The organism is Streptomyces sp. NBC_01454 (genome assembly GCF_036227565.1).
Taxonomy (GTDB): domain Bacteria; phylum Actinomycetota; class Actinomycetes; order Streptomycetales; family Streptomycetaceae; genus Streptomyces.
In genome coordinates this window covers 8,315,269-8,341,098 of record NZ_CP109460.1, presented here as the reverse complement: position 1 = coordinate 8,341,098, position 25,830 = coordinate 8,315,269, and the positions used below count along the sequence as shown (strand labels likewise).

Here is a 25,830-nt window from a genome sequence, read left to right as displayed (position 1 = left end):
AGCTCGGTGGAATCCGACTACGACGAGCTGGATCGTCGGCTCGTGCACGCCCTGCAGATCGCCGGCCGTGCTCCGTTCAGCACCATCGCCGAGGTCCTCGGCGTGTCGGATCGCACCATCGCCCGCCGGTACGCCCGGTTGCGGTCGGCCGGGGCGGTACGTGTGCTCGGCGGGGTCGACCCCACCGTGCTGGGCGCCATCCTGTGGTTCCTGCGGGTGCGATGTGCGCCCGCCGCGTCGCTCCCGGTCGCCGAGGCGCTGGCCCGGCGCCCCGACACGTCCTGGGTGAGCCTCAGCTCCGGCGGCACCGAGATCACCTGCGTGCTCCGCACCGAGAGCGAAGCGGACAGCGAGGCACTGCTGCTGGCCAAACTCCCCCGCACCCCGCGCGTGGAGGGCGTGACCGCGCACTCGGTGCTGCACGCCTTCTACGGCGGCCCGGACAACCTGGTCGGTAAACTCGGGTCGCTGGACGAGGAGGCGATCGAGCGACTGCGCCCACCTCCGTTGCCGCATCGACGGGGACCGGTGCGGCTCGACGACAGTGACCGCAAGCTCCTCGCCCTGCTGGCCACCGACGGCCGGGCCGGGTTCGAGCAGTTGGCCGCGGCGACCGGCTGGTCGCCGACGACGGTCCGGCGCCGGATGACGGAGCTGCGCGAACACGGCCTGCTTTATCTCGACATCGACGTCGACTGGCGCATGTTCGGCGTGAACGCCCGAACCCTGCTCTGGCTCTCGGTCGCCCCCGCATACCTGGAGGAGGCCGGTCAGGCGCTGGCCGGGCATCCGGAGATCGCGTTCGCTGCCGCCACGACCGGCCCGACCAATCTGTACGCGAGCGTGGTGTGCACGAACCAACGGGAGCTGTACCGGTACCTGACCACCCGGGTCGCCGCACTCCCAGCCATCACGCACCTCGAAACGGCACCAGTGATCAGGACCGTCAAGCAGGCAGCGAACCAGACATAGCAACCGACCAGCCCCCTGCTGTTTCGATCGCGCAAAGCACACTGCTTGTCACCAGGTCGGCGCGCTACCTGTCACCAGCAGCGCGCGAAGCACGGTGGGTGTCACCGGCTCCGGCGCTGTACCGGCCGCCTGGCTGCACAGCGGCCCCGACGGTCAGCGAAGCCACTGAGCGCCAGATAAGAAACGGGCCGATGGATGGCCCGCGGGGGGAGCCGACGTCACGGATGAGGAGAGAGCGCCATGGCCTTAGCTAGGAACTGCTACCAGAGCTGCCGGGATTCTTAAGGGCTTCAAGAACCACAACTGATATTGAAGTGTTTGCGCCTGGGTCCAGGGCCCACTTTGCGAGAGCCTGCTTGACGTCGGAGTTACGTTCCGCCAAAACTCCCATAATGATATGCACGGTTGCGCCATCTTGTTCGTCTTCTGCAATGGGCAATATCTTGCAGAGTTCGTCAGTAGTCAGGGATCCGTAGTCGCCGCCCATCGTGATCACTCCCTGCGCACTGTTTGGAGTAGTAGGCTTTCCAACGAGTGAATCACCTCATCTCGTTGAACGTCCATTCGGCAGCACCGGCTTACGCTCAAACCTTCCGCGCCCGTCGCTTGCTGCTCACGCTGAGGAATAGACCACGGGTGCACTTCAGCTGAGGTCCGGCGCGGCAGTAGGGGCGGACCAGTGAGTCGCCGGCTCGGCCCGGGGGGGGAGTTGCGGGTTCGAGAGTCGCGCGGTGTGATGGGAGGGAGCCGCGAGATGCTGGGAGTCCTCCATGAATCACGAAAGGCCGCTCGCCCAGGTGCCCATCGTGGCTTATCGGTCTGCGCCCCCGGAGGTGCACATTGCACAGAGCTAGGGGGAGCTCTGCACGTTGACCGAGAATGCGCTACTCATCCCCAGAGCCGCGTATGACACGGTCCCACTGTCTAAGATTGGCGCTGTCCATCACGAGCATGACGCGACGATCGTGATCGATGCTTTCACTTACCAATTTGCGCTTGAGCGCGAGTCGGAAGCGATACGGGACGAGTTTTCCTTCTACGTCGCACTTTTCGCCGATTGCGTCCTGTGGGTTAACGAAGGCTGCGCAAATATGAAGTCGCCCTGGTTTTGCAGGCTCGTGCGACACCAGCCGCGTTACCAAGTCCGTCAGGAACGGTTCAACGGGCGACGCCCGCCAGGAGAAACGACGTCTAAACCCCAGTCCAGACACACCGCTCGCTTCAGCCGGCATGTCTCATGCGACATGCTGAGCGCGAAGAAGATGTCGACGCCCGCCATCTCGGTCATCAGCAGCTCGGCGATCTCCAGCTCCCGGTCGGTGGTCGGGGCGGGGCTGGACAGGTCGCCTGGGTCACGGATTTCCTCGGGCCAGTGCAGGGTGTGTAGCACCCGGATTCCGTTGCGCGGCCGCAGGACGGACAGTCGCTCCCGCGACCGGAGGGCCACCTTGCACACCGCGAGCCGGCCCGACGCCTCGAGGAGAAGCGCGTACGGCTTCTGGGCGCCCGGGCCGTGGGCACCCACCCAGTACGGGCGGGCATACAGCAGCGGGTCGACGTCGGTCTCGCCGACGAACCCGACGACCTCGATCACACGCTTCGTGGGCAGCGGCAGGGCCTCGAGGTCGGTGTCTTGGATGATCACCGTGCGGCCGTCGGGTGCCTCCCAGCCGCGGGCGGTCTCCTCCGGCCTGACCTCCCTTCCGTCCAGTTCGCACACCCGCCGGTGGCGGACGCGGCCGCCGTCGGCGGCATGCACGAGATGAAGGCCGGGCCCGTGGTCTTCAGTGGCTGCGTAGATGTCCACGGCACTGCTTATCTAGATCCTGTGCCTATCTGGCCAGGTCAGAGGGGCGTGACTGGCTAAGACGTAAGGTCAGTCTCGTCAACGCAAGCGGTCAACCGATGCTCCGTGCCATAAAAGATTTGTCCCGTGCCGACGACTTCTTGTCGGCGAAGGGACCGCACAGTCCTCTGACCTGCGGCGCGCCCGTCACTCAACGTTCAGCGAGAACCCTCAGCCTTCGCTGCGAGAGGTCATCTTGACGGCAGGGCCCGGGGTGCTGTGTCGAGTGAACGCCCACAGCACGAGCCCGAGGCAGCTGAACGCGGCACCCAGTGCGCATACGGCTCCCCAGCCGGCCACCGTGTAGAGGGAGGTCGCTGCGATGGCGCCGGTGGCGCTGCCGATCGAGTAGAAGACCATGTATCCGCCGATCAGCCGGCTGCCCGCGTCCGGGTGTAGCACGTAGATCAGGGTCTGGTTGGTGACATGGACCGCCTGCACGGCGAGGTCGAGAAGGATCACCCCGACGAACAGGGCCCAGAGCGAGCTGCGGGTGAAGGCCAAGGGCAACCACGAGGCGGCGAGCAGTGCCAGGGCGATGCCGGTGGTCCGCCCGGAGAGTCCGCGATCGTTCAGACGGCCCGCCACGGTCGCGGCCAGGGCGCCGGCGACACCGATCAGCCCCAGCGCCCCGATCTCGCTGTGGGGCAGGAAGTACGGGGCCTCGCTGAGCGGCAGCGCGACGCTGCTCCACAGGGTGCTGAAGGCGGCGAAGATCAGCAGACCGAACAGGGCCCGGAGCCGCAGCAGTCGTTCCCGCGCGAACAGGGTGATCGTGGAGCGCAGGAGCTGTCCGTAGCGCAGGGTTGCCGGCGGAGCGTCACTGGGGCGCGGCAGCACTCGGTACAAGACCAGGGCGAGCAGAGCGGTGAGCGACGCCGAGGCAAGGTAGACGGAACGCCAGCCCGCAAGATCGGCCATGAGGCCGGATGCGGTGCGGGCCAGCAGGATGCCAATGACCACGCCGCTGGTGACCATGCCGACGACCCGTCCGCGCCCGGCGGCAGGTGCCAGTGATGCCGCGAACGCCACCAGCGTCTGTGTGACGACCGCGAGAAGCCCCATCGCGGCCATGCCCGCGAGCAGGACCGCCGCCGTGTGGGCGGCGGCCACCACGGCCAGCGCCACCACCAGGAGCAGCAACTGGGCCACGATGAGCCGCCTGCGGTCGGCCACGTCGCCCAGTGGCACGAGGAAGAAGAGCCCAAGGCCGTATCCGACATGGGTGAGGGTGACCACGCCGCCGACAAGTGCCGGGCTCATGCCGAGGTCGTGGCCCATGGTCACCAGGAGCGGCTGGGAGAAGTAGACGTTGGCCACCGCGGCCCCACAGGCGACGGCGAACAGTATGACGACGCCGCGGGACAGGACGAACGCGGAACCCTCCCCGTTTCGGGCCTCGGTCCGTCGTGTCACAGCCTCACCGTTGCCGGGCATCAGCACTCCTTCGCATTCTGGTTTCATATTGCTACCGGCGGAGACGGTAACTTCGTTGGTAGCATGTTGCAACCATCGTGAGAGTGAGGGACGTACGCCATGGTGACCAGAACGCGCTTCGACGACAGCGAATGTCCCGTCGCCCGGTCGGTGGACGCGATCGGCGACTGGTGGTCCCTGCTGATCGTGCGGGACGCCTTCGACGGAAGTCGGCGCTTCGGGGAGTTCCAGCGCAGCCTCGGCGTCGCGAAGAACATCCTCACCGCGCGCCTGCGCACCCTGGTTGCCGGCGGTGTCCTCGAATCCGTCCCCGCCTCGGACGGCAGCGCCTACCGCGAGTACGTACTGACTCCGAAGGGCAAGGCGCTCTTCCCCGTCATCGTGGCGCTGCGGCAGTGGGGCGAACAAAACTTCTTCGCCCCCGGCGAACCGCACTCACAGTTGGTCGACCGCCGACAAGGGCACGGCCTGCGCGCACTGGAAGTGCTGTCCGCGGACGGGCGACGGCTGAACCCCGACGACACCACCGTCCACAAGGTCTCCGCCCAGTGATCCGAGCCGGAGACCCGGTGCCGACACGCCGCTCTGCCGATGATTCCGAGGCCGGGTGAGGAGCCTGGACAGCCCGTTGCTCCGGTTCCTCCGGCCCGACCGGATGAACGGCGCGAAGGATTGCGGCGCATGCTGCGGAAGGCGTCCGAGGTCACCGGCCAGTCGCCTCGTACATTGCCCTGTGCCGGCCAGGGTTTGTGCCGGTGCTTACCGCTCGGAAGGGCTGACGGCCCACACGTCCTCAGCCGGTGGCCGATCGTCTGCGGTGCGGGGACCGGACACCCTTGCCGCTGCGAGATCGAGGCGGGCGGCCATGCCGAGGTTCACCTCGCCGCACGGGCGTATATGGGACCAGAACCGCGGGGTCAGGCCGTGCGGGAGCGCCGCCATTTGCGGCTGGTGACACGGTTCTTACCGGCACCCCTAATTGCCGTCCCGGATCATCTGACGCAGGCTCGTGCGAGCCGCGGCCAGGTCCTGCTCAAGTGCCTCGACGTGATCGGCGAGTGGCCGGAGCTGGGCCAGCTCGTGTTCGAGCTTCCTGTTGGCTTCGGTGAGTTCGGTGATCCGCTCGGTCAGTTTCCGGTTGCTGATCTGATCAAGCTGATGTCCGAGGTGCTGCCGCATCGCGGCTCGAAGCTGATCGCGTTCAGTGCGGAGTTCTTTGATCTCCTCCCGGGCCATTGCCAGGTCAGCGTGGAGGCTGGCGGGTGCTGCCCGGCGGCCTTGGACAGCTGCGGTGGCGGGAGCCTGTTCCTGCCGCTGGATGGCCGCTTGGACGTGCTCGCGGACCCCCTCGGCATAGACGAGCCAGGTCGACACTCTCGCAGCGCGGGCGATGGCGGCGAAGGAGATCGACTCGCCGTTGTCCAGCATGATCCGGATGGTGTCGAGCACGCGTTGTCGTTTGAGGAGGCTGGTCTGTCGCCGGCATTCGGCGAGGACGTCAGCTGGGGTTCGGGCAGCCATCTCAGGTTCCGTCCTTGGAGACGACGGTGAAGGGGAGGAGTTTGCGGTCGCCGCCGGCCCGGACTCGGCGAAGGATTGCGGCGGCCTGTTCCAATTCGGTCTGTTCGCCCTCCGGTAGGGCTGCCATCCGTTCGCGCATCTTCGCCGCGACGTCTTCGTAAGAGGTGATCTGGGCGGTGAGGTTGTCGATGACGAAGCCGGCTGCGTCCATCGCCCGTGCCTTCTCGCGGTCGGCCCGCAGACTGTTGGCGTGGTCCTCGATCGCGGTCAGGTAGGACGGGTCGGGACGGTAGAAGCCGCAGCCTGAGCACTGGAAGCGGATCGGGCACGCGTGTCCGCCGGCCTTGACGTTGGTCGGTTCGGTGCAGCCGCCGAACGGAACGGCCACCGACCGCTGTTCATAGGCAGTCGACGAACAAGGGATCGCTGTCCCGTGCCGGTCGGCGACCATCAGGCTCAGTGTTTTGACCGCCTTGCGCTTGCGTTCCAGAGAGACCCGGTAGTAACCCATGGTCGTTTTTGGATCGTCGTGGTCCATGAGGTCTCGGAGCACGTCGATCGGGGTACCGGCGTCGGCATGCCGCTGGGCGAAGGAGTGCCGGAACGCGTAAGGATAGATCAGGGACCGGTCGAAGGGGATCACGTTGCCTTCGGCGTCCATGGCGTCGCTGTCCAAGGTGTCCAGGTTGTCCACCCACGTTCGCATGCCGACACCGAAGTTGTTGCTCATCAGGTGGTCCGATCCTCCGGCGGAGGTGATCGCCGGGAACAGGTAGGGCTCACTGACGCTCGGGGCGTCGGGCAAGGTGTCGCGAAGGGCCTGCCATGTCTCGATCGCCGCGACCGTGGATGAGGTGATGGGCAGACGCCTCCGCATGCGGCGGCCTTTGTGGTTGTTCCAGATCAAGGACACTTCGTCGCGTTCGCGTTCAAGGCAGTTGCGGGGCAAGGAGACGACTTCCAAAGGGCGGCGGCCGGAGTCTCGGAGGACGACGTAAGCGGTCTGGAACATGGCTTTGACGCGTTCGGGGCCCATTGCCCCGTAGGTGACGCCTGTGCCGAGTGAGGCGAGCTGGGCATCGAGTTGGCGGATGACGTGCTCGGGAATTGCTTTGCCGAGCTCGTCCTCGTTGGTGTCCTCGTCCGGGATGCGCTGGGAGGAGCGGCGGATGAACGAGCCGGGGGCATCGAGCAGGCCGGCCAGGCGCCCGAAGTCGATCGTCTGGCTGAGCGCGGTCCAAAGATCACAGCGATAGCCAGCGCCGTAGAGACGTCCGTCCTGGTCGACGGCGGCGGCGATCTCGTCGAACGCAGCCTGCATGTGCGCGAAGTCCAACGCGGCGGTGTCGATGCCTCCGCCAGGAAGCCGGTTCATGCCCTGACCCGCGATAACGCAGGACCTCAACCATCTTCTGAACGCCGGGCCGGTGGGCTTCTCGGCCTCGGCCCGGCGCCTGAGGATCCGCCGCAACCACGGCTGGGGGATGACCGTCAGATCGACGCTGCCGAATTGCTCGCGTCGGCCCGAACGGGTGGCGCCCTTCAACCCTGCCGCCCGCAGGTCGAAGTGATCCTCGCCCCGCAGATCGTGCCCGCTGAAGGCGATGTAGCCCTGGTGGACCGACCAGATCAGCTGGCGCAGGACCGACTTCTCATTGGTGGTCCGCATCCTTCTCTGCAGCATGTCGGCCGCCAGCAGCAGGCTCGTCCCGGTGGCCAATGCCCCACTGACAATCGCCCGCATCGCGAACGGTTGCATGGTCGACCCCAGCACATCTCGCTGCTGGATTCCGTAGGCGAGTTCCAGCCGAAGCGGTGGCAGCAACTGGACGAGAGAGAACTCCGCCGCGGTCAGCACGGGAGGCTGTTCCGCTACCCAGCGGCGAAGGGCTGGGGTGTTCGCGGTCCCCCTGTGGCCAGCCGCAAGCCAACGACGCTGGTGATAGGTGCAGATCGGGCTCTTTTCGCTGATGCACCGGTTCCGGCATCCACCGACCGAGCACTCAGGAGGCTGTGGGAACGGCTTGATGCCGAACATGTCGACCCACTCACCAATCGGGAGCCGCCGGCCCTTCAGGCGGCAATGCCGCCGCCAGCTGCTGACGTGGCTTTGGCAGAGCTTCACGACGATACCCACCCGGCCGCATCTCACCGAGCCGCGGACAACCTCACACAGAGCCGGGTCGTTGCCGCGTGGCCGATCCGACGGAACGAATTGAGCATCGAACTCCTCCCAGGGCACACAGCTCAGCTCTTGGCCGCGGGTGCAGCTGCGGCAACGGCCTTGGGAGGCGAGGATGGCTCGACAACGGGGGGTTCGGCATCCCACCGCCGCTGTGCGGGGGCTGTCCACATCTCCCGTGAACAGCCAGCAGTCCTGGTTCCATTCGCCCGGCCGCCAGGCCGGGTCGACGTGATCGCCGAGCCAGTTCTGCCAGCCTGCCCAGTCGACACCCAACGGCGTGACCGTCCGCTGGACTGGAACGAGAGGCGCCCTCATCGCACACCTGCCGCCACTCGCTCGACGGCCTCCCGCCGTTCTCGGTCGGTGGTGTGCAAGTAGGGCTTGAGCGACCCGGGCCACTCGTGTCCGAGCAGGTCCTGGACCACGTCCCGGGGAACCCCGGCCCTGACCCACTCTGTCGCGGCGGTGTGGCGGAGCATGTGCGGCCGGGCCACGATCTGGGCCCACTTCGCCAGGCGGTCGAAGAGCTGCTTCGCGTTCGGGTAACCCATCGCTCGCCCCAGCGGTGCCCGGAACAGGTTCACGAACACCATGTCGCTGTCGGCAGCCTCCGGGTCGGCCTCGCGTTCCCACTGGTAGTCCCGGTAGTAGCCGGCGACCTCCGCGGTCACCGGGATCGTTCGGGATTTCCGGGACTTGGCCAGCGCGTTGTTGGCGTTGTCCCGCCGTCGGTGAACATGTACGTGGGGGCCACTGACGTGGCATCCCAGATCACACGAGTCGGCGAGGAGATGGACATCGGCCCGCCGCATGCCCAGCGTTTCACCGATCCGCATGCCGGTGGCCCTCATCAGCATGATCAGGAAGCGGTCACGGGCGTTCCGGGCCATCCGGATCATCAACTCGACTTGCTCTGGTGTGAAGTACTCGATGCCCGGGTCGGTCGTGGCGAACTCCAAGGTCCGTTCCGTGGACGACCCTGGCGCCACCGCCCTCACCTGCGGCTCCGTCCGGCGAGAACCGCAGGAACTTCGGCTTGACCAAGGACATGGCGACCTGCTCGGAGACCCAGCCTGGCCCGACGCCGAACAGCAGGAACTGCGTCATTGAAGTTTCCCCGTGATCCTGGACACTCTTCTTCTACGCTGCCAGTGTTTGGGCGTTACGGAACCGCTGACGCGTCTCGTGGGGTGTGAGGTACCCGAACACAGCGTGTTTGCGCAGGCGGCGCCGGTTGTAGAAGGTCTCAATGAACGTGAACACGTCGGCGCGGGCGGTCGCCCGGTCGGGCCAGATCCGGGTGCCGATCTCTTCCTTGAGCACGGCCCAGAAGCTCTCCGCCGCGGCGTTGTCGAAGCAGGAGCCAGTCCTGCCGGTGCTCTCACGAAGCCCCAACGTGTGTACTTCTGCGCGGAATTCAGCTGAGGTGTACTCGCTTCCGCGGTCGCTGTGTGTGATGCAGCCGTCTTCCAGGCCGCCCCGGCCGTGGGCCATCCGCAGTGCGTCGACCACCAGCGCGGCACGGTGGTGGTCCGCCATCGCGTAACCGACGACCTCGCGGGTGGCCAGGTCCAGCCAGCAGGCCAGATACAACCAGCCCTCACGGGTGGGCAGGTACGTGATGTCCCCAACCAGCCGGGTGCCGGGCCGGGCGGCGGTGAAGTCACGGCCGATCAGGTCCGGGGCGGGCCGTGCCTGCTTGTCGGGACGGGTCAGCGAGCGGCGTCTTCGGCGTGTGACGCCAGTGATCCGACGTTCGCGCATGACCCGCTCCACCCGCTTGCGGTTGACTGGTCGGCCCAGCCGCCGTAGCTCGGCGTGCACGCGCGGAACACCGTAGGCGCCCTTCGAGGCCAGGTGGATCACGGTGATCTCGTGGGCCAGCGCGTCATCCGCCCGCGTCCGGGCCTCCCGGGCATCCTCCGCCTCCAGCCAGGCGTAGAACGAGGAGCGGACCACGCCCAGGACACGGCACAGCAGGGCCACCGGGTAGACGGCCTTCTCCGCAGCGATGAACTGGTAGAACTCGCTCACCGATCGCTGTCCTTCGCGAAGAAGGCCGCCTTAGATTCAACCGGTCAGAGCAACAGTGCTGGTTGAGGACGGTATACGTGGCGAGATTGGGTCGGCCGGGGATGTCGGACGAGACGAAGGCCGACCTGTGGCGGCGGTGGAGGTCCGGGGAGTCGATCAGCGTCATCTCGAGACAGATCGGCAAACCGCCCGGCTCGGTGTTCACCGTCCTCAAGCATCACGGAGGAATCGCTCCCGCGCCTCGCAAGGCGCGCGCTGGAAGCCTGACCTTGGGCGAGCGGGAAGAGATCTCGCGCGGGCTTTGTGCCGGCCATTCCTACCGGGCGATCGCCAGCCTGCTGGGGCGTGCGGTGTCGACGATCAGCCGTGAAGTCGGCAACAACGGCGGACGCGACGTCTACCGGGCAATCGCTGCGCAGGAACGGGCACTTGACCGCGCCAGGCGCCCGAAACGGTGCCTGCTCGCCACCAGACCGGCGCTCAGGCAGAAGGTGCTGACCCTGCTCTGCGAGGAGTGGTCACCCGAGCAGATAGTCGGCCACCTTCGTCGCTATCACGGCAATGACCCGGCGATGGAGATCAGCCACGAGACGATCTACCGGTCGGTCTACACCACCCGGTGGAAAGTGATCCCCCGCGAGGTCTGCAAACGCCTTCGCACCGGCCGCCCGATCCGGAAGAACAAGCGACACACGGTGAAGGGACAATGGCGCTCGCAGATCACCGATGCCCGGCCGATCGAGGAGCGCCCCCAGGCCGCGGAGGACCGCAGCGAGCCCGGACATCTGGAAGGCGATCTGGTGATCGGCTCGAACAACAGCCAGGTCGCCACCCTGGTCGACCGAAAGACGCGGTTCCTCACGGTCGTGAAACTCGCCAGCCGCCACACCAACGTTGTCGTTCCAGCTCTAGCCGAGACATACACGCGCATGGACTCCCGACTACGAGGCACGCTGACCTGGGATCGCGGCATGGAACTGGCAGCCCATAAGCGTCTCAGCACCGACACCGGCGTCGACGTGTTCTTCGCAGCCCCACGCAGCCCCTGGCAGCGGGGCACCAACGAGAACACCAACAAGCTGCTCCGGCAGTACCTGCCCAAAGGGACGAACCTCTCGACGTTCAGCCAGGGCGACCTTGATGCCATCGCGGCAAAACTCAACAACCGCCCCCGCAAGTGCCTGGGATTCCGCACCCCGGCCGAGAGTGTTGCCTTGACCGGTTGAATCTAAGACCGCTTTTTTCAGGATCTCGATCGTCTTCTGCTGTTCGGCGCTCTGCCTGCGCAGCCGCTTCAGCTCCTCGCGCTCAGCGCTGGTCAGCTCGCCCGACGTGCCCCCGCCGCGGTCGATCCGGTCACGCTTGACCCAGCCACGCAGACTCTCCGGACTCACCCCCAGATCCCGCGCGACCTCCGTGATCGTCTTGTCGGAGGAGCGGGCCAACGCGATCGCGTCCCGCTTGAACTCCTCCGAATACCGCTTGGAGTACTGACTACCCACCTGGCACTACTTCCTCTGGAACCTCATGTCCCAGTCTCCAGGTGTCCAGTCACAAGGGGAAGCTTCATCCCCGCTTCCACCTGCACTTCACACCGACGAGTCGTCCTGGCTGAACCTGGTGGAGCGATGGTTTGCCGAACTCACGCAGAAGAAACTCAGGCGCGGCGTCCACCGCTCCGTCCAGGCCCTCGAACGCGACATCCGCACCTGGCTCGCCGGCTGGAACGACCACCCACAACCATTCATCTGGACGAAGACCGCCGACGAGATCCTCGACAAAGTCGCCGCTTACTGCCGACGAATCTCTGACTCAGGTCACTAGAGTCTGCTGCCGGCCTGATGGCCCGGCCTCACTTCAAGTGCCGGCGGAAGAACCGGTCCCCGTCCTCCACCTCGAACCACGGGGTGCCGACGTGCCCGCCCAGATTGGCGTGCAGCGTCTTCTCCTTGCTGCCGAAGGCAGCGAACAGGTCCAGGGCCCGCTGCCGGGGGTTCCCTTCGTCGTCCCACTGCAGCAGGAACAGCAGCGGAATGGTGACCTGCCGGGCCTCCTCGCGCTGGGCGCGGGGCACGTAACCCCCGGCGAAGAAACCGGCGGCCGTGATGCGCGGTTCGACCACCGCCAGCCGAATGCCGACGGCGGTCCATCCCGAGTACCCGACCGGGCCGGCGATCTCGGGCAGCAAAAGGAGGCGTCCAGGGTGGTCCGCCATTCCGGGACCGCCTTTTCGACCAGCGGGACGATGAAGGACTCGAAGATCTCGTCGACCGGCTCGCCGGCCGCCATCGCCCGGCGGAGGTCGGCGCGAGCCTGCTCATCGGCGGCGGAACGGGGCCGGTCACCGCACCCGGGGGCATCGATAGCGGCCACCGCGTAGCCGTACGCCGCGGACTGCTGGGCCCGTGCCACCAGCCGGGATTCCCCCTTGGGCAGGCCGTTGTTGTGGGCCATCAGGATCAGCGGAGCCGGTGCGGCGGATTCAGGCGTCCACAGGGTGCCGGGGATCTCGCCGAGGGTGAATTCGCGTTCGAGGACGCCGTCGTCGAGGCGCTGTTCAGAAGTGAATCGCATGGTCGTGCCTTTCGGGAGTGCTCTTGAACGGCGCTCCCGGACGACCTACCGTCCGACCGTGACCCCGGAGGGGAGCACCCATGTCGATACTGCGTTCACGGGTACCACCTCCTCGTTGTCTCGCACGGCGTCCGGGAGATTAGCAGTGGTCGCCGTGGTTCGCCCATGGGTTTTGCGGAGGTTCCGTGGCCGGATGCCTCCTCACCACATAGGACACGGTCTAAATCCCACACCCTCCGCAGGTGAACGGTCTCCGACCAGCACTCTTGGTCGGAGACCGCTCCTGTTCCCGGTGTCCGTGATTGTCCGCCACTCCCCGTGGTTCCCACCCGATCGGGCACGCGAGGGGCACGTAACTTCCCCGGTGCGAACTACCGGCGCGGTGGTCGCTGCATCACTGACGGGGCTTCCTGTTCGCCTTACGGCGTCACCACTGCGCATCCATAAAACAAAGGGATGAGCCCACCCAAGGCGGGCAAGGTTGTCGGCGGCCAGGACGGCAGCGCGCAGCGGATGTCCTGGCCGATCAGCCCTCTTCAGTCGTGGCGATCCGGCCGGCGTACCGCTGCATCCAGGTGGTGTCGGTGTCGACGGTGATGACCACGTCGTAGTAGCCCTGCTGGGTCGGCCACATGACGACGTTCGTCATGCCGCCGTCCACCGTGACGTTCCGGGTGCTGCCGAGGAAGTCGTTGGCGGTGAGTGTGTAGCGCACCGGCTTGGTGCCGCCGTTGCGCAGCGTGAGCTTCACCTGAGCCTCCTGATCGGTCCCCGCGCCCTTCAGCAGGGCGACCTCCACGCGCGGAAGGCCACCGTCTGTCTTTCCAGCGGGCGCGACCTGTCCGGCGAAGGAGCGCACAAAGCCGTCGTTGGAGTAGATCGAGAACGCGTACTTGCCGTCGGTGGCCTTGGTGCCCCAGGTGTACTTGCGCGGCTTGCGCGCGGTGACGGTGAACGGCGTGCTGGAGAACGCCCGGTACTTATCGGGGAAGACCTGGAAGCACAAGGCCTTGTCCGTCGCGCCGCCGGTCAGGGTCATCGTGGCGGTGACCGTCCCCGCCGCGCGGTCTTCCGAGATCGTCGCGTGCGGATGGAAGCTCAGCGGGCGCGGCTTCATGTGGTCGGCGGCGATAGACACCGGCTGCTCGGCGAGCGGGTCCGGGAAGGTGGCGGGCCCCGGTTGCGGGTGGGCGAAGTCGATCGCGCTGGTCAGGTCGCCCGCGATCGAGCGCCGCCAGTCGCTGACGTTGGGGCAACGGAACGGCTTGCCGAGGTGGGCCGCCCAGTTCTCGAGGAACTTGATCGTCGAGGTGTGGTCGAAGACCTCCGAGGCGACGTACCCGCCGCGGGTCCACGGTGAGACCAGCAGCATCGGCACCCGCGCACCGAGGCCGAGCGGGTAGTCGCCGGCGTACTCACGCGCCGTGCCCGGCTCAGGCCACGGCGGCAGCACGTGGTCGAACTTCCCGTCGTTCTCGTCGTAGTTGAGGATGAAGAGGGTGTGGTTCCAGATATCGGGGTTGCTCTGGAGGATGTCGAGCACCCTCTTGACGTAGCGCTCGCCGTGCAGGCTGTCCGCGTCCGGGTGCTCGGACCAGCCGTACGGCGCCACGATCCAGGAAACGGCCGGCAGCGGGTGTTCCGCGCCCGGCTGGCAGGCGCCATGGAGGTCTTTGAGGACCGCGTCGAGGTTCTCGTCGGAGTCGTCGTTCGGCGAGGTCATGCCGGAGTAGTACGTGGCGTTGCCGCGCCAGATCAGCCCGGTGCCGGGCTGCAGCTTCGGGTCGTCGGCGCTCAGTCCCTCCGGGTCGAACCCCTTGAAGTACTTCAGCTCGTTGTCGCCGTAGTCGCCGACCCAGGTGCTGACGTAACCCTGTCGCCCGTTGCCGCTGTTGTCGGAGTAGAGCCGCCAGTCGATGCCGGTCTGCTGGAGTTGCTCGGCTACCGTGATCCAGCGACGGGAGTAGTTGGACTCATCGGCATTGCCCGTCTCGCTGTTGGCGGTACCGCTCCACAGGTACTTCCGGTTGGGATCGGTCGGCCCGAACTCAGAGCAGAAGTTCTGGTCAGCGATGGTGTACTGGGCGGCGACCGAATGGTAGAAGCCCATGTAGGCGTCGCTGTGGTAGTTCATGCAGCTGGCGCCGCTGTGCTGCACCCACAGGTCCCACTTGCGGTGGTCGACGTCGCCCCAGGCTCCGTGGTCGTTGCCCCAGGCTCCGTCGTCGACCTGCGGGGTGACGATGTTGCCGTTGCTGTCCTTCTGCTGGAAGACGGTGGTGCCGTCCTGGAACCGCAGCGCCTGCTTGTCGTGAAAGCCGCGTATGCCGGGGAACGTGCCGAAGTAGTGGTCGAGGGACCGGTTCTCCTGCATCAGGATCACGACATGCTTCAGGTCAGATATGTCGCCCTTGAAGCCCTTTGGCAAGACGTACCCGGGCTTCGCAGCGGCGTCCGCGCCGCCCGCCCCGGCGGTCGCGCCGAGCACCAGCGTCCCGGCGGCGACTCCCGCGCCCTGGAGGAACCGACGGCGGGTGGCGCCGGTCGTCGTCTCGTGTCTGTCACCGAACTCGGACTCGGGCGTCGGGGTGGTCGGATCGGGGGCCATGGATGCTCCTCACGAGGAACAGGTAGTTAGGCATGGGTACTGGGGCCGTTCACGTAAGCCAGCCGACGCCAACCCCGTGTGAACACTGGCTGAGCGGTGACTGGCAACAAACGGACGGTTGCGGGGCAGCAGAGCCAGCTGGAGCGGTGCGGGTGCTCGGACAACCAGTAGGGCTTTGTTACGTGGTCCAAGTCCGCCTGCCGGATCTCCCGGCCGCGCAGGAGCTTGATGCGCTCTCCTGTCGTGTAGTCGTCCCAGCGCGCCATGAGGGTCGCTCCTTCCGGATGTACGCCTACTCGGAAGGTACCCGCGGCAGTTGGGCCCAGGACACACTTCGGCGCACACTCATCCGCGGTGCGGGCTGACTGCGTCTGTCCACGAACCTGGGGCGCCCGCAGCCGGGCGGTCGAGTCGTCGGTCACCAGGTGAAGTGGGCCTTGCGGGGTGCGTAGGAGTACAGGCGCCTTGGCGATAAGAACCTCGACGTTGCGCGGACCGGTGCGGTGCATGGGGAGGATGGTGTTCGCGTCGTACCTCGAAGGAGTGAGCCGTGAGCGCCGTCGCCCTGTCCGCCGAGCACGTCCCTGAGCGCCACTACACCCACCACGAAGGCCGCGGGCCGACGCCGCACCGCTCGAACCCGGCCGTCATCAACAGGTATTGCGCGGTGCGCTCCCGGGCGGCGTCGGCGGCCCTTCGTCGCCGCGGCGACGGCGTCTGCGCCGGTGGGGTTGTGCGGCTCACCTCCGCTCCCGCGGAGAGCACCACCCGGGGTATCGCTGACACCAGTCAGAACAACGGCTCACCTCCGCTCCCGCGGAGAGCACGATGTGGACACCTCTGGCGCGATGTCGGCGATCGGCTCACCTCCAGGAGGGGCAGCCGCCGCCCTGAACACGGTTGAGGACGGTCGCCTCCCATCGGTGCCCGTGGCGGCACTGCCAGGGAAGCGTCGCGTAGACCCCGCCGGACTCATCCCCGGCGATCCGTTTCCTTGACACGTTGTGCCGACTTGTGGGCAGCCGGCACGAGTCGACGTCTGGATCATCCAGCTCGTCCGCGATCTCCGCGAACCTTGCGCGCAGCGAGTCTGCCCGACTGGTACGTGACAGCGGGTTGCCTGTTCCAGACGGTCTGGAGTGTGGTCACGGACAGGCATCCCACCAACGGGATCAAGGACTACGACGTCTTCTACTTCGAAAACCGTGACCTGTCGTGGGAAGCGGAGGACGCAGTGATCAAGGCCGCCGGCGAAGCCTTCGCCGGGCTGCCGGCGGAGGTCGAGGTCCGCAACGAGGCCCGCGTTCACCTCTGGTACGAGCAGAAGTTCGGCGTCGCGTGCGCTCCCTATGCCTCCACCGAGGCGGCCATCGACAGCTTCGCGGCGACCACCTGCTGCCTGGGCGCGCGGCTGGAGCCGGGTGGGCGGTGGCGCGTCTATGCGCCGCACGGGCTCTCCGAGGTGTTCAATCTCGTCGTGCGTCCCAATCCGGCGCTTGCCCCGCGCGAGGTGTACGAGACCAAGACCGCGCGCTGGCGACAGCAGTGGCCCGAGCTGACCGTGCTCGACTGGCCTTCGGCGCCCACCATCCTGACGCCCTCTTCACCCTGATGCACGGAGTCGGTGCAGGCAGATGGTGCTGCACGCGAGTTGGAGCAGACCGACGTGGAGGTCGGGGCGTCGTTCGTAGCGGATCCGCAGTCGCTTGAACTGATGGAGCCAGGCGAAGGAGCGCTCGACGACCCAACGGACCTTGCCCAGTACGGAGCCATGGGCGACGCCGCGTCGGGCGATCATCGGCTTGATGCCGCGCTTCCACAGCAGGCGACGGTACTTGTCGAAGTCGTAGCCCCGGTCGGCGTACACGCACCGGGGCCTGTGGCGGGGCCGTCCCCGCAGACCCGGATCGGAGGGACTGCGTTCAGCAGCGGCAGAAGCTGGGTGACGTCGTGGCGGTTGCCGCCGGTCAGCGTGACGGCGAGCGGAGTTCCGTACCGGTCGACGACGATGTGGGCCCCCCTTTGAGGGCCCGGACGTGTGAGCCGTCGACAGCGCATTCGTCCAGGTCCAGGAGGTCCGCGCGGTGCAGTTCGGTCAGCAGGGCAGCGTGCAGGCGGGGCCAGAGCCGGCCTCGGTCCAGTCCCGCAGCCGACGGCCTCGGCAGGAACGTCTCGCCACGCGATACCGGTCCGCAGTACGTACACATGCCCGCGAGCGCGGTCCGGTCCGGAACGCGTAGGCGCCCGCAGTAACGGTGGCGCCGCTCGGGAGCGGGAGGCAGCAGCGGAGCTACGCGCTCCACAGGTCATCCGGAACAAGATCAGCACGCACTCGGACACCCTGCCGACCAAGATCGCCGAGCACAGGACCCTCGGCTCAACTCATTCTGAAACGATCAGTTAGCCGAACGCAGCCAGGGAGACCGGCTGCCACTGGCGCCAGGTACTCAGACGCTCCTCGTAGAGACCAGCGACGTCGGTGAAGGACTTGCCGAGGAAGATCCTCAGTGGGGGCCGCTCCGCATCGACGATCCGAAGAATCGCCGCGCGGGTCGCGCGCGGGTCGCCTACCTCGAAATCCTGCGCAGTGGCCGCGTGGACTTCGGTGTAGTCCGGGTGCCGCGCACTGTGCCGTGCCCCGCGAGCCAGCCAGTCGGTGGCATAGGGGCCAGGCTCGACGTTGGTGATGTGGATGCCGAAGGCTGCCACTTCTTGCGCCAGGGACTCCGACAGCCCCTCAAGAGCCCATTTGGAGGCGTGGTACGCACCGATGCCAGGGAAAGCACGTACGCCTCCCTCGCTGGTCACTTGCAGGATCCTTCCCGATCGTTGCGACCGCATGAGGGGCAGCACGGCCTGCGTGACCCACACCGCGCCGAAGAAGTTGGTCTCCATCTGAGCCCGGAGGTCATCCTCGTTCAACTCCTCGACCATGCCGAAATGCCCGTAGCCGGCGTTGTTGACCGCGATATCCAGCGAACCGAAATGTGAGTGGGCCAGCTGCACTGCCTCATGCACCGCGGCGCGGTCGGTGACGTCGAGCCGGACCGGCAATACCGCGTCCCCGTACCGCTCGGCCAAAGGGGTCAGCCGGCTGATGTCCCGAGCCGTCGCCGCGACGTGATCGCCGCGTTCGAGCGCCGCTTCTGCCCACTCGCGGCCGAACCCTCTCGAGCTGCCCGTGATGAACCACGTCTTCGCCATGGCTGGTGCTCCCTGTGCGTGAATTGCTTGCTGTTGCTCCTCCATCGTGCTGCTGATCCAGGTATTCCACCAGCGAAGGTATTACATAGGAGACATGCGCTTTCGGAATGTGTCAGGATGACGGCATGGCCGACTTCACCCTCACCGGTCTCCGCGTCATCCAGGCAGTAGTCGACACCGGATCGTTCACCGCGGCGGCCGACGCACTCGGATACACGCAGTCAGCGGTGTCCCGTCAGGTGGCGGCGATGGAAGCCGCCGCGGGCGCACCGCTGTTCGTCCGGGGCGCCCGCGGGGTGGCTCCCTCTCCCGCGGGCATGATGCTCGCCCGCCGAGCCGCGACGGCCCTCAACGAGATCGACGCCGTCAGCACAGACCTCGCCGGACTGCAGGACCACGTCACCGGACGAGTCGCCATCGCGGCGTTCCCCTCGGCCGCCGCCGTGCTCGTCCCCAGGACATTGGCTCGCCTTGGAAGGGACCACCCGGGTTTGATCGTCGAGTTCGGCGAGACGTCCTCGCCCACGCAGCTTCGCCAACTCCGCGCTCACCGCATCGACGTCGCAGTGATCGGCGTGGGACCGGACCTGCCCGCCTACGATTTCGAGGGACTGCGCCGCGACCTGCTCCTCGACGGCGGCCTTCTGCTCGCCGTCCCTGCCAACCACCGGTTCGCCGGCCGCGGAACCATCCCGGTGACCGAGCTGAGGGACGAACCCTGGATCGTCGGCAAAGGCCTCCGTGACGACCCCCAGTTCGGCGCCTGGCCGACCCTCGACCACCCGCGGATCGCCTACGCCGCCCGCGAATGGCCCACTCGCCTCGGCCTTGTCGCCACCGGTCTCGGCATCGCCGTACTCCCCGAAGTAGCCGCGGCCGCGGTCCCCACCGGAGTCCGCATCGTCCAAGTCGACGACCCCGCCTGGCTCGGCCGAGCCATCGTCGCCGTCACGGTCCGCGACCGCTCTCCCGAGGTGACGGCCACCGTGGGGGCGCTGCGCCACGAGGCCGCACAGCTTCGTGTGGCGCCATAACGCCGCACCCGGCAAGGCAGATCCAGGCGGGGGACCATCCTGGGTCCAGCGCGTGCGCGGTCGGCCGCTCCAAGGTGGACCATGGAAGCCAAAGCACTCCATAGGTACGGGGCAGGGCCGCGGGCTGGTGCGAGCGGAGGCCCTTATGGTCCGGCGTAGGGAAGGAGTGCCCGTGTGAGCACAGCCGATGGGCGTCCGGCTGACACCGGCCAGCCGCAGGAGCGGTCGTCGCAGCCGAGTGGGCTGATGGACCTTCTCGGCGTTCCGCGGTGCTGCTGGATGCCGAGGGGCGGATCGTGTTGTGGAGCCCGGAAGCCGAGGAGCTGTTCGGCTATGCCGCTGAGGAGGCGCTGGGGCAGTACGCTGCGCCGCTGCTCGTTCACGAACAGCACTGGGAATGGATGATCAAGCTGTCCGCCGAGGTCATGGGCACCGGTGAGCGGTGGGCCGGGGCGTTCCCCATCCGGCGCAAGGACGGCAGCACCCGTTTGGTGGAGTTCCGCAACATGCGGCTGCTGGACGACCTCGGCGACTTCTACGCCCTTGGCCTGGCCCCCGACCGATCCGCCGTACGCCAATACCGCTGAGAGATTCGGCAGAGCCCGGGAGTGGCTCGGCTCAGCGCGGGGCGTCGCCGAGCAGGGGATCGGGGAAGGCCGCCCAGCCGTCCCAGCCCAGCGACAACTCCCTGTCGTTCAGCAACGCCGCGTCGAGTGCGGAGCAGAGCAGGTCCCGGTCGAGGTCGGCGCCGGTGAACGTGAGGGCGTTACGGCGTTCGCCGTAGTAGTCGTGCCAGAACCACGACGCGAGGGTGCGCCGTTGCGGGGATGCGCTCCGCCAGGCGCTCTCGTCTCCGGACTCCAGCCAGCGATCTGCTTCGTGCAGTTCCATGTGCGGTCCGGCCGACCGCCAGGTCACCACGGCTGCGGGCCGGCTGGACAGCCACAGGTGGCCTCGGCCGCGCACCACGCCGGCCATGACGGTGGGCAGTGCGTCCGCGAGCCGCTCAGGGTGCAGCGGTCGCCGGGCTCGCCACACCACCGACGTCACACCCAGGTCGGTACCGGGGCGTGCGGGCACCACGGTCACCGGTTCCAGCCGGGCCCGCCACTCCTCAAGGGCGTCCGGTACGGGCCGCAGGAACGACGGCGGCAACTCCGCTGCCACTTGCGGCTGTTGTGCCACGTGAATGAGTGTCGCGGAGGGGTTGAGGTGGCGCGCCAGGGCAGCCACCCCATCCGTTCGACGGCCGGTGTGGTCCGGTTGGGCCGTCACGAGGACGCCGTGGGCGGCTTCCACCCTGCGGGCGGCTATCTCGGCCGGTGTCAGGGGGCTGGTGTGATCCGTACCGTCCCACAGCCGGGCGGCCCGGTGGACGCATCCGAGCTCGGCCAGAAAGGCCGCTGGGTCGAGCCCGACCACGACCGGGCCCGGGGCGTAGTGGTCGCCCAGTGCGCTGGCGCCGGTCCGCGGTCGCCACAACTCCACCAGGAACGGCAGGAGATCCAGCTCGTCGGGGAGTGCGAGGACCAAGTGTGGGGGCCGTGCGGTGCGTCGGATGGCCAACAGGTCCTGCCGGAGGATCACCACCGGGTCGCCGGTGGCCACCTGCGCCATGGGCTGCGAGACGGACTGCGGCACTCCGGGACCGGTGACGAAGCGTTGTACGACCGGGTACCCGGTGTCCCGGCAGTGGATGGATGCGGCCAGCACCACGGCGCTGGGCGAGCTGCGCACCAGCGTGTCCACCGTGAGCCCGCGGGCAGCCGGGGTGTTCCCGCTCACGATACTCAACAGCCCTTTGGGCACTGGGCTTCCTGTCAGTTGAGGTGGGCGATGTGGCGGGGCGCGGGCACCGCGCGCAGCCGGTGCGGAAGCGTGCCGTCGTCCGGCATGCCGGCCAGGAGCCATGCGCCGACCAGTTCCGCGTCGGCTTCGGTGGCGATGGGGCCCAGGCGGGTGACGGGGCCGGCGGGAGTGCGGTCCTTCGCGCACGGCTGTACTGCGGCGTGGAGGCCCTCAGCCGGGGTGCAGTGCAGCAGGCCGCCCAGGCATCCAGTGGCGACGAGAATGCCGTGCGGGCAGGTACGGACGGCCTCGCGCAGCCGGTCCATCACCGGTTCGCCCACATCGCTTGGGCAGTTGGTGCAGGCGACCAGCGTGAAGGGGCGACTCGGGCCGCCCGGTGTTGCGCGGTTCATCGGTAGGTCCTTCTGAGGGGCGGCCGGGACGGCGCCGCGGCCTGGGTGTTGACCCAGACCGCAGCGCCGTCCAGCGTGGCGGTCGCCGGATATCACCAGGACGACTTGGTGACTCCGGGGAGGAATCCGGCGTGCGCCTGCTCGCGCATCCGCACCCGGGACATGCCGAACTTGCGCAGGTGGCCTCGGGGGCGGCCGTCCACGCTGTCCCGGTTCCGCACCCGGGTCGCGCTGGCGTCGCGCGGCTGACGCCGCAACTCAGCCTGTGCGGCCGCCCGTTCGTCGTCGGTGGAGGAAGGCCGCCGGATGATCTCCTTCAGCTCAGCGCGCCGGGCGGCGTACCGCTCGACGATCACCTTGCGCTGCTCGTTCTTCGCGATCTTGCTCTGCTTGGCCATCAGACCTTCACCCCTCGTGCGCGGATCCGTGCCACCGCGGCCTCGACACCGATCGAATCAACCGTCTTGATCCCCTTGGCGCTGAGCGTGAGCCGGACATGCCGGCCCTCGCTCGCCAGCCAGTAGCGCTTGCGCTGGATATTCGGGTCGAACCGACGGGACGTACGGCGGTGCGAGTGGGAGATGGTCTTGCCGAAGCCCGGCTTGGCGCCGGTCAGCTGGCAGTGGGCGGACATGGTGTGTGGGTTACCTCTCGTCGGAGCCGTTATCGGCAATGGAAACCATTCCCATATAGTAGCGCCCATGGCACGCAACGAGCTCCGCCCGATCATCAAGCTCCGCTCCACCGCGGGAACGGGCTACACCTACGTCACCCGCAAGAACCGGCGGAACGACCCCGACCGCCTGGTCCTGCGCAAGTACGACCCGGTCGTTGGCCGGCACGTCGACTTCCGCGAAGAACGCTGACTCACAAGCCGACTTAGCAGACAGGAACACCGTCATGAAGCCTGGGATCCACCCCGCCTACGGCCCCGTCGTCTTCCGCGACCGGGCTGCCGACTTCGCCTTCCTCACCCGGTCGACCGCGACCAGCGACAAGACGATCGAGTGGGAGGACGGCAACACCTACCCCGTCATAGACGTGGAGATCTCGTCTCAGAGCCACCCCTTCTACACCGGCACGGCCCGGGTCCTCGACACGGCCGGCCGCGTCGAGCGCTTCGAGCGGCGCTACGGCCGGCGCGGGGCGCGGTAATGACGGCGAAGAGCAGGCTCCCCGTCGTCCTCGTCGGCGGGCTGCATTCCGACGCCCGTGAGCAGGTCGTGCTGCGGCTACTGCACACCGTGCGCGGCAGTGTCGCGCTCCACCACAACCTCTCCACGGCAGCAGCCGGAACGGTACGCCGCACGGTGCGGGACGCCTCGGGCGAGCTGTCCTCCGGCGAGGCACCCCTCGTCAACGACTGTGCATGCTGTGCCCTGCGCGAGGACCTGGTGCCCGAGCTCCGGCGGCTGGCCGAGAGCGGTCTGCACCGGCTGGCGGTGGTCGAACTCTGGGACTCCGTCGAGCCTCGGGCGATGGCCGAGGTCATCGCCGCGCACGGCGGCGAGTCGCTGACGCTCTCCAATGCGATGACCGCGGTCGACCCCGCGCTCGTACTGCCGTACCTCGCCAACGGGGACGACCTGGCGGAGGCCGGGCTCGCGGCGGCCGCAACCGATCAGCGGACCATCGGGGACACCTGGGCGCGACAGCTGGAGTACGCCCCCGTCCTCGCGCTCGCCGACGGAGAGGAGGCGGACGACGAGGACCGTGCGATCCTCGCCCAACTGCACCCGACGGCACGCCATGTGCCCGTGGCCTCCCGTCAGCTCGCGGAGGCCGCCTTCGCCGGATTCGACGTCGAGGCGGCGGCCGCCGCCCAGCACCCGGCCTGCGCACTGCTGCCGCAGGAAGCGGAGGAGTCGGGAGTCGCCACCTTCGTGTGGCACCGGCGGCGTCCCTTCCACCCGGAACGGCTCTACCAGGCGCTGGAAGACCTGGCGTGCGTGGCCGTTCGCAGCCGTGGCCGGTTCTGGCTCGCCGACCGCCCCGACACCCTGCTGTCCTGGGACGCCGCGGGCGGTGCGCTGTGCGTGGAGAATGCCGGCCCGTGGCTCGCGTCGCTCCCGGACGCCGCCTGGGACATGATTCCCCCGATGCGCCGAGCGGCCGCCGCCCTCGACTGGCATCCCGAACACGGCGACTGCTGCCAGCACCTGGTCTTCACCGCACCCGGCCTCGACCGCGAAGGACTGGAGCGGCTGCTCGACTCCTGCCTGCTGACAAAGGACGAATTCGCTGCCGGTCGTGAGGCATGGAAGCACCTCCCGGCGTCCTTCGACGCGCTCCTCGACCCTGTCTCCTGAGCACCCGACCGCCCGCAGTTCTTCACCCGCACCTCCCCGACCCGAGAAATGGAAGTGTCATGGCCCGCCGCCACGATCCCCGCAAGCCCCTCAAGTCCCGCCCCAACCCGTTGGATCACGCCGGGATCACCTACATCGACTACAAGGACACCGATCTGCTGCGGAAGTTCATCTCGGACCGCGGCAAGATCCGCAGCCGGCGGGTGACCCGGGTCACCGCGCAGCAGCAGCGGCAGCTGGCCCGCGCGATCAAGAACGCCCGGGAGATGGCGCTGCTGCCGTACGACTCCAAGTAGCGCGGTCCCCGCTGCCGTACAGATCTACCCGGAGAGCGGCCGTCGCGTCCAGCGGCGGCGCTCCCGGGGTCGCGTCATGCCCGGGGTCGCGTCAGTCGCGGGGAGAACTCCCCGCTGCAGAGCCGCAGTCGGGGCAGATTCCGGTGAGTTCGACGGTGTGCCGGACAGCTGTGAAGCCGCTCGTCCGGGCCACTCCGGCGGCCCAGTTCTCCACCATCACGGAGTCCAGCGTCACGCTGACACCGCATGCGGTGCAGATCAGGTAGTGCCGGTGGTCGGAGCCGGGGCGGTAGCGGAAGATCCGCTCCCCGTGCATGTCCCGTACGACGTCGGCGCGCCCCGCTTCGGCCAGGGCGCTGAGCGTGCGGTAGACGGTGGCCAGGCCGACCGGTGATCCGGCGGCCAGCAGCCGGGTGTGCAGGGACTGGGCACTGACGAACCCCTCCGACTCCTCCGCTTCGATCAATGCCTCCAGCACGGTGGCGCGTTGCTGGGTGAAGCGTCCCAGGAGGGAGATCTCCTGCGTTGCGGTGGCCTGAGGGTTGGTGCCTGCGGTCATCGTGTTGTGAGACCTCATACCGCGGTGGAAGCGGTGGTCGGATGAAGACGCGTACGAGCCGCCGGCCGCCGGACGAGGAAGGTGGCGGCGTAGACGGCGGTGGCCACGGCCATCATGGCGAAGCTGGGTGGCACCTCCGGCATTACGCAGGAGGCGGCGAGGCCGGCCCACATGTCGAGAACCGCCAGGAGCGCGGAGAGCGCAAGTGCCGCATAATCCTTCGGGTGGTGGGTTCAGACGGTGGGGGTAGTGCCGCCGTCGATGACGTGTTCGGCGCCGACGATGGACGAGGCGCGGTCGGAGACGAGGAAGGCAGCGAGTTCGGCGACTTCCTCGGGCCGGTTGGGGCGCCCGAGAGGAATGCCGCCGAGGGCGTCCATGAGGCGTCCCAGCGCCGCCTCCTGGGTGACGTCGGCTTCGCTTGCGATCCGGGCGATCAGCCTGTCGGCGGCGGTGGTCTGGATGAAGCCCGGTGAGACGGTATTGACGCGGACGCCGTGTGGGGCGACCTCGTTGGCCAGGCCCTTGCTGTAGGTGGTCAGTGCCGCTTTGGCCGCTGCGTAGGCGAGGGTGCCGTTCCACAGTGGCATGCGGCGCTGGATCGAAGTGACGTGCAGGATCACGCCCTTGCCGCTCGCGATCATGCCGGGCAGCAGACCGCGGTCGAGGCGGACGGCAGCGAGCAGGTTGGTGTTGAGCTCTTTGGCCCAGTCGTCCTCGTCGAGCGCCGCGAATCCTCCGGCCGGCGCCTCGGAGCCGCCGAGGGTGTGGACCAGGATGTCGACGCCCCCCAGGCGTGCTTCCACTTCGGCGATCACGTGACCGGCACCTTCGGCGGTCGACAGGTCGGCGGCGATGAATGCCTTCTCCGCCAGCTCGTCGGGGCGGCTGCGGGAGGTGACGAGCACGTTTGCGCCGGCTTCGGCGAGGCGTCGGGCGATCGCGGCTCCGGTGCCCTTGGTGCCGCCGGTGACCAGGGCGCGGCGGCCTTCGAGGGATTCGCTGATGGGGCTGGTCATGGCACGTTCCATTCCCGGGTGCGGGCATAGC

The 25,830-nt window shown here is 67.8% G+C and carries 24 protein-coding genes and 6 pseudogenes; 11 read left to right on the top strand and 19 right to left on the bottom strand.

What is annotated here, in order from left to right:
• Window positions 1-6 precede the first annotated feature (6 nt).
• A complete protein-coding gene (locus OIU81_RS36565; protein ID WP_329154746.1) occupies window positions 7-972 on the top strand; it encodes an Lrp/AsnC family transcriptional regulator in 966 nt (321 codons plus the stop codon).
• Window positions 973-1,222: 250 nt separating this feature from the next.
• On the opposite strand, the gene OIU81_RS36560 is transcribed toward OIU81_RS36565, so the two are convergent.
• From OIU81_RS36560 to OIU81_RS36550, 3 genes are all read right to left on the bottom strand, one after another.
• Window positions 1,223-1,459 carry a hypothetical protein gene (locus OIU81_RS36560; protein WP_329154745.1) on the bottom strand — a complete coding sequence of 79 codons (237 nt, stop codon included), beginning with the start codon at window positions 1,457-1,459 and terminating at the stop codon, window positions 1,223-1,225.
• A 660-nt stretch (window positions 1,460-2,119) separates the two neighbouring features.
• Complete coding sequence (gene ku, locus OIU81_RS36555) at window positions 2,120-2,779, bottom strand: non-homologous end joining protein Ku (protein WP_329154744.1); 660 nt, start codon at window positions 2,777-2,779, stop codon at window positions 2,120-2,122.
• Between the two features lie 210 nt (window positions 2,780-2,989).
• The gene (locus tag OIU81_RS36550; RefSeq protein ID WP_329154743.1) at window positions 2,990-4,255 is read right to left on the bottom strand and encodes an MFS transporter; all 1,266 of its coding nucleotides are present in this window, start codon (window positions 4,253-4,255) and stop codon (window positions 2,990-2,992) included.
• Between the two features lie 99 nt (window positions 4,256-4,354).
• Here OIU81_RS36550 and OIU81_RS36545 point away from each other — a divergent pair, with 99 nt between their 5' ends.
• Window positions 4,355-4,807: a winged helix-turn-helix transcriptional regulator gene (locus tag OIU81_RS36545; protein WP_329154741.1), complete on the top strand. Its 453-nt coding sequence runs from the start codon at window positions 4,355-4,357 to the stop codon at window positions 4,805-4,807.
• A gap of 423 nt (window positions 4,808-5,230) precedes the next feature.
• Here the strand turns inward: OIU81_RS36545 and OIU81_RS36540 are convergent, their stop codons facing one another.
• From OIU81_RS36540 to OIU81_RS36525, 4 genes are all read right to left on the bottom strand, one after another.
• A complete protein-coding gene (locus OIU81_RS36540; RefSeq protein WP_329154739.1) occupies window positions 5,231-5,776 on the bottom strand; it encodes a DUF6262 family protein in 546 nt (181 codons plus the stop codon).
• Between the two features lies 1 nt (window position 5,777).
• Window positions 5,778-7,913, bottom strand: a complete 2,136-nt coding sequence (locus tag OIU81_RS36535; protein WP_329154737.1) for a tyrosine-type recombinase/integrase — start codon at window positions 7,911-7,913, stop codon at window positions 5,778-5,780.
• 359 nt (window positions 7,914-8,272) lie between these two features.
• Window positions 8,273-8,920, bottom strand: a complete 648-nt coding sequence (locus tag OIU81_RS36530; RefSeq protein ID WP_329154735.1) for a tyrosine-type recombinase/integrase — start codon at window positions 8,918-8,920, stop codon at window positions 8,273-8,275.
• Between the two features lie 181 nt (window positions 8,921-9,101).
• Entirely contained in the window at window positions 9,102-9,995 is an 894-nt protein-coding gene (locus OIU81_RS36525; protein WP_329142503.1) for an IS3 family transposase, read from the bottom strand.
• A 101-nt stretch (window positions 9,996-10,096) separates the two neighbouring features.
• Here OIU81_RS36525 and OIU81_RS36520 point away from each other — a divergent pair, with 101 nt between their 5' ends.
• Window positions 10,097-11,221 carry an IS30 family transposase gene (locus OIU81_RS36520; protein ID WP_329142502.1) on the top strand — a complete coding sequence of 375 codons (1,125 nt, stop codon included), beginning with the start codon at window positions 10,097-10,099 and terminating at the stop codon, window positions 11,219-11,221.
• Between the two features lie 63 nt (window positions 11,222-11,284).
• Here the strand turns inward: OIU81_RS36520 and OIU81_RS42490 are convergent.
• Window positions 11,285-11,497, bottom strand: a pseudogene (locus OIU81_RS42490) (transposase); the annotation flags it as partial.
• Window positions 11,498-11,562: 65 nt separating this feature from the next.
• On the opposite strand from OIU81_RS42490, the pseudogene OIU81_RS36515 reads away from it, so the two are divergent.
• Window positions 11,563-11,819 (top strand): annotated as a pseudogene (locus tag OIU81_RS36515) (IS630 family transposase); the annotation flags it as partial.
• A 28-nt stretch (window positions 11,820-11,847) separates the two neighbouring features.
• Here OIU81_RS36515 and OIU81_RS36510 read toward each other — a convergent pair.
• The 3 genes and pseudogenes from OIU81_RS36510 to OIU81_RS42485 form a co-directional block, all read right to left on the bottom strand.
• Window positions 11,848-12,569: pseudogene (locus OIU81_RS36510) on the bottom strand (dienelactone hydrolase family protein).
• Between the two features lie 526 nt (window positions 12,570-13,095).
• The gene (locus OIU81_RS36505; protein WP_329154733.1) at window positions 13,096-15,177 is read right to left on the bottom strand and encodes an alkaline phosphatase family protein; all 2,082 of its coding nucleotides are present in this window, start codon (window positions 15,175-15,177) and stop codon (window positions 13,096-13,098) included.
• 863 nt (window positions 15,178-16,040) lie between these two features.
• On the bottom strand, window positions 16,041-16,178 hold the full coding sequence (locus tag OIU81_RS42485) for a zinc-ribbon domain-containing protein (protein ID WP_443074103.1): 138 nt from the start codon (window positions 16,176-16,178) through the stop codon (window positions 16,041-16,043).
• An 80-nt stretch (window positions 16,179-16,258) separates the two neighbouring features.
• Here OIU81_RS42485 and OIU81_RS36500 point away from each other — a divergent pair.
• Window positions 16,259-16,789: pseudogene (locus OIU81_RS36500) on the top strand (nucleotidyltransferase family protein); the annotation flags it as partial.
• Here the strand turns inward: OIU81_RS36500 and OIU81_RS36495 are convergent.
• Together OIU81_RS36495 and OIU81_RS36490 are read right to left on the bottom strand one after the other, a co-directional pair.
• Window positions 16,781-17,509 (bottom strand): annotated as a pseudogene (locus OIU81_RS36495) (IS5 family transposase). The pseudogenes OIU81_RS36500 and OIU81_RS36495 sit on opposite strands and share 9 nt — an antisense overlap.
• 68 nt (window positions 17,510-17,577) lie before the next feature.
• Window positions 17,578-18,381: an SDR family NAD(P)-dependent oxidoreductase gene (locus OIU81_RS36490; protein ID WP_329154731.1), complete on the bottom strand. Its 804-nt coding sequence runs from the start codon at window positions 18,379-18,381 to the stop codon at window positions 17,578-17,580.
• A 125-nt stretch (window positions 18,382-18,506) separates the two neighbouring features.
• Between OIU81_RS36490 and OIU81_RS36485 the strand changes: the two genes are divergently transcribed.
• Window positions 18,507-19,415, top strand: a complete 909-nt coding sequence (locus tag OIU81_RS36485) for a LysR family transcriptional regulator (RefSeq protein ID WP_329154729.1) — start codon at window positions 18,507-18,509, stop codon at window positions 19,413-19,415.
• Window positions 19,416-19,661: 246 nt separating this feature from the next.
• Window positions 19,662-19,993 (top strand): annotated as a pseudogene (locus tag OIU81_RS36480) (PAS domain S-box protein); the annotation flags it as partial.
• A 40-nt stretch (window positions 19,994-20,033) separates the two neighbouring features.
• Here the strand turns inward: OIU81_RS36480 and OIU81_RS36475 are convergent.
• The 4 genes from OIU81_RS36475 to rpmB form a co-directional block, all read right to left on the bottom strand.
• On the bottom strand, window positions 20,034-21,200 hold the full coding sequence (locus OIU81_RS36475) for a GTP-binding protein (protein WP_329154728.1): 1,167 nt from the start codon (window positions 21,198-21,200) through the stop codon (window positions 20,034-20,036).
• 35 nt (window positions 21,201-21,235) lie between these two features.
• Window positions 21,236-21,616 (bottom strand): hypothetical protein, encoded by a 381-nt coding sequence (locus tag OIU81_RS36470; protein WP_329154726.1) that lies wholly within the window; start codon window positions 21,614-21,616, stop codon window positions 21,236-21,238.
• 92 nt (window positions 21,617-21,708) lie between these two features.
• On the bottom strand, window positions 21,709-22,014 hold the full coding sequence (rpsN, locus tag OIU81_RS36465; RefSeq protein WP_006601605.1) for a 30S ribosomal protein S14: 306 nt from the start codon (window positions 22,012-22,014) through the stop codon (window positions 21,709-21,711).
• Entirely contained in the window at window positions 22,014-22,250 is a 237-nt protein-coding gene (rpmB, locus tag OIU81_RS36460) for a 50S ribosomal protein L28 (RefSeq protein ID WP_018542462.1), read from the bottom strand. The genes rpsN and rpmB overlap by 1 nt, the downstream gene beginning before the upstream one ends.
• A 67-nt stretch (window positions 22,251-22,317) precedes the next feature.
• Between rpmB and rpmG the strand changes: the two genes are divergently transcribed.
• From rpmG to rpsR, 4 genes are read left to right on the top strand one after another with little or no spacing between them, the layout of a single operon-like run.
• A complete protein-coding gene (gene rpmG / locus OIU81_RS36455) occupies window positions 22,318-22,482 on the top strand; it encodes a 50S ribosomal protein L33 (RefSeq protein ID WP_109886461.1) in 165 nt (54 codons plus the stop codon).
• Between the two features lie 34 nt (window positions 22,483-22,516).
• Complete coding sequence (locus OIU81_RS36450) at window positions 22,517-22,771, top strand: type B 50S ribosomal protein L31 (protein ID WP_329154720.1); 255 nt, start codon at window positions 22,517-22,519, stop codon at window positions 22,769-22,771.
• Window positions 22,771-23,925 carry a CobW family GTP-binding protein gene (locus tag OIU81_RS36445; RefSeq protein ID WP_329154719.1) on the top strand — a complete coding sequence of 385 codons (1,155 nt, stop codon included), beginning with the start codon at window positions 22,771-22,773 and terminating at the stop codon, window positions 23,923-23,925. Before OIU81_RS36450 ends, OIU81_RS36445 begins: the two co-directional genes overlap by 1 nt.
• A 59-nt stretch (window positions 23,926-23,984) precedes the next feature.
• On the top strand, window positions 23,985-24,221 hold the full coding sequence (rpsR, locus tag OIU81_RS36440; RefSeq protein WP_006601609.1) for a 30S ribosomal protein S18: 237 nt from the start codon (window positions 23,985-23,987) through the stop codon (window positions 24,219-24,221).
• A gap of 91 nt (window positions 24,222-24,312) precedes the next feature.
• On the opposite strand, the gene OIU81_RS36435 is transcribed toward rpsR, so the two are convergent.
• Entirely contained in the window at window positions 24,313-24,780 is a 468-nt protein-coding gene (locus OIU81_RS36435; protein WP_329154716.1) for a Fur family transcriptional regulator, read from the bottom strand.
• 233 nt (window positions 24,781-25,013) lie between these two features.
• Window positions 25,014-25,799, bottom strand: coding sequence for an SDR family oxidoreductase (locus OIU81_RS36430; RefSeq protein WP_329154713.1), 786 nt, complete (start codon window positions 25,797-25,799; stop codon window positions 25,014-25,016).
• Window positions 25,800-25,830: the final 31 nt, after the last annotated feature.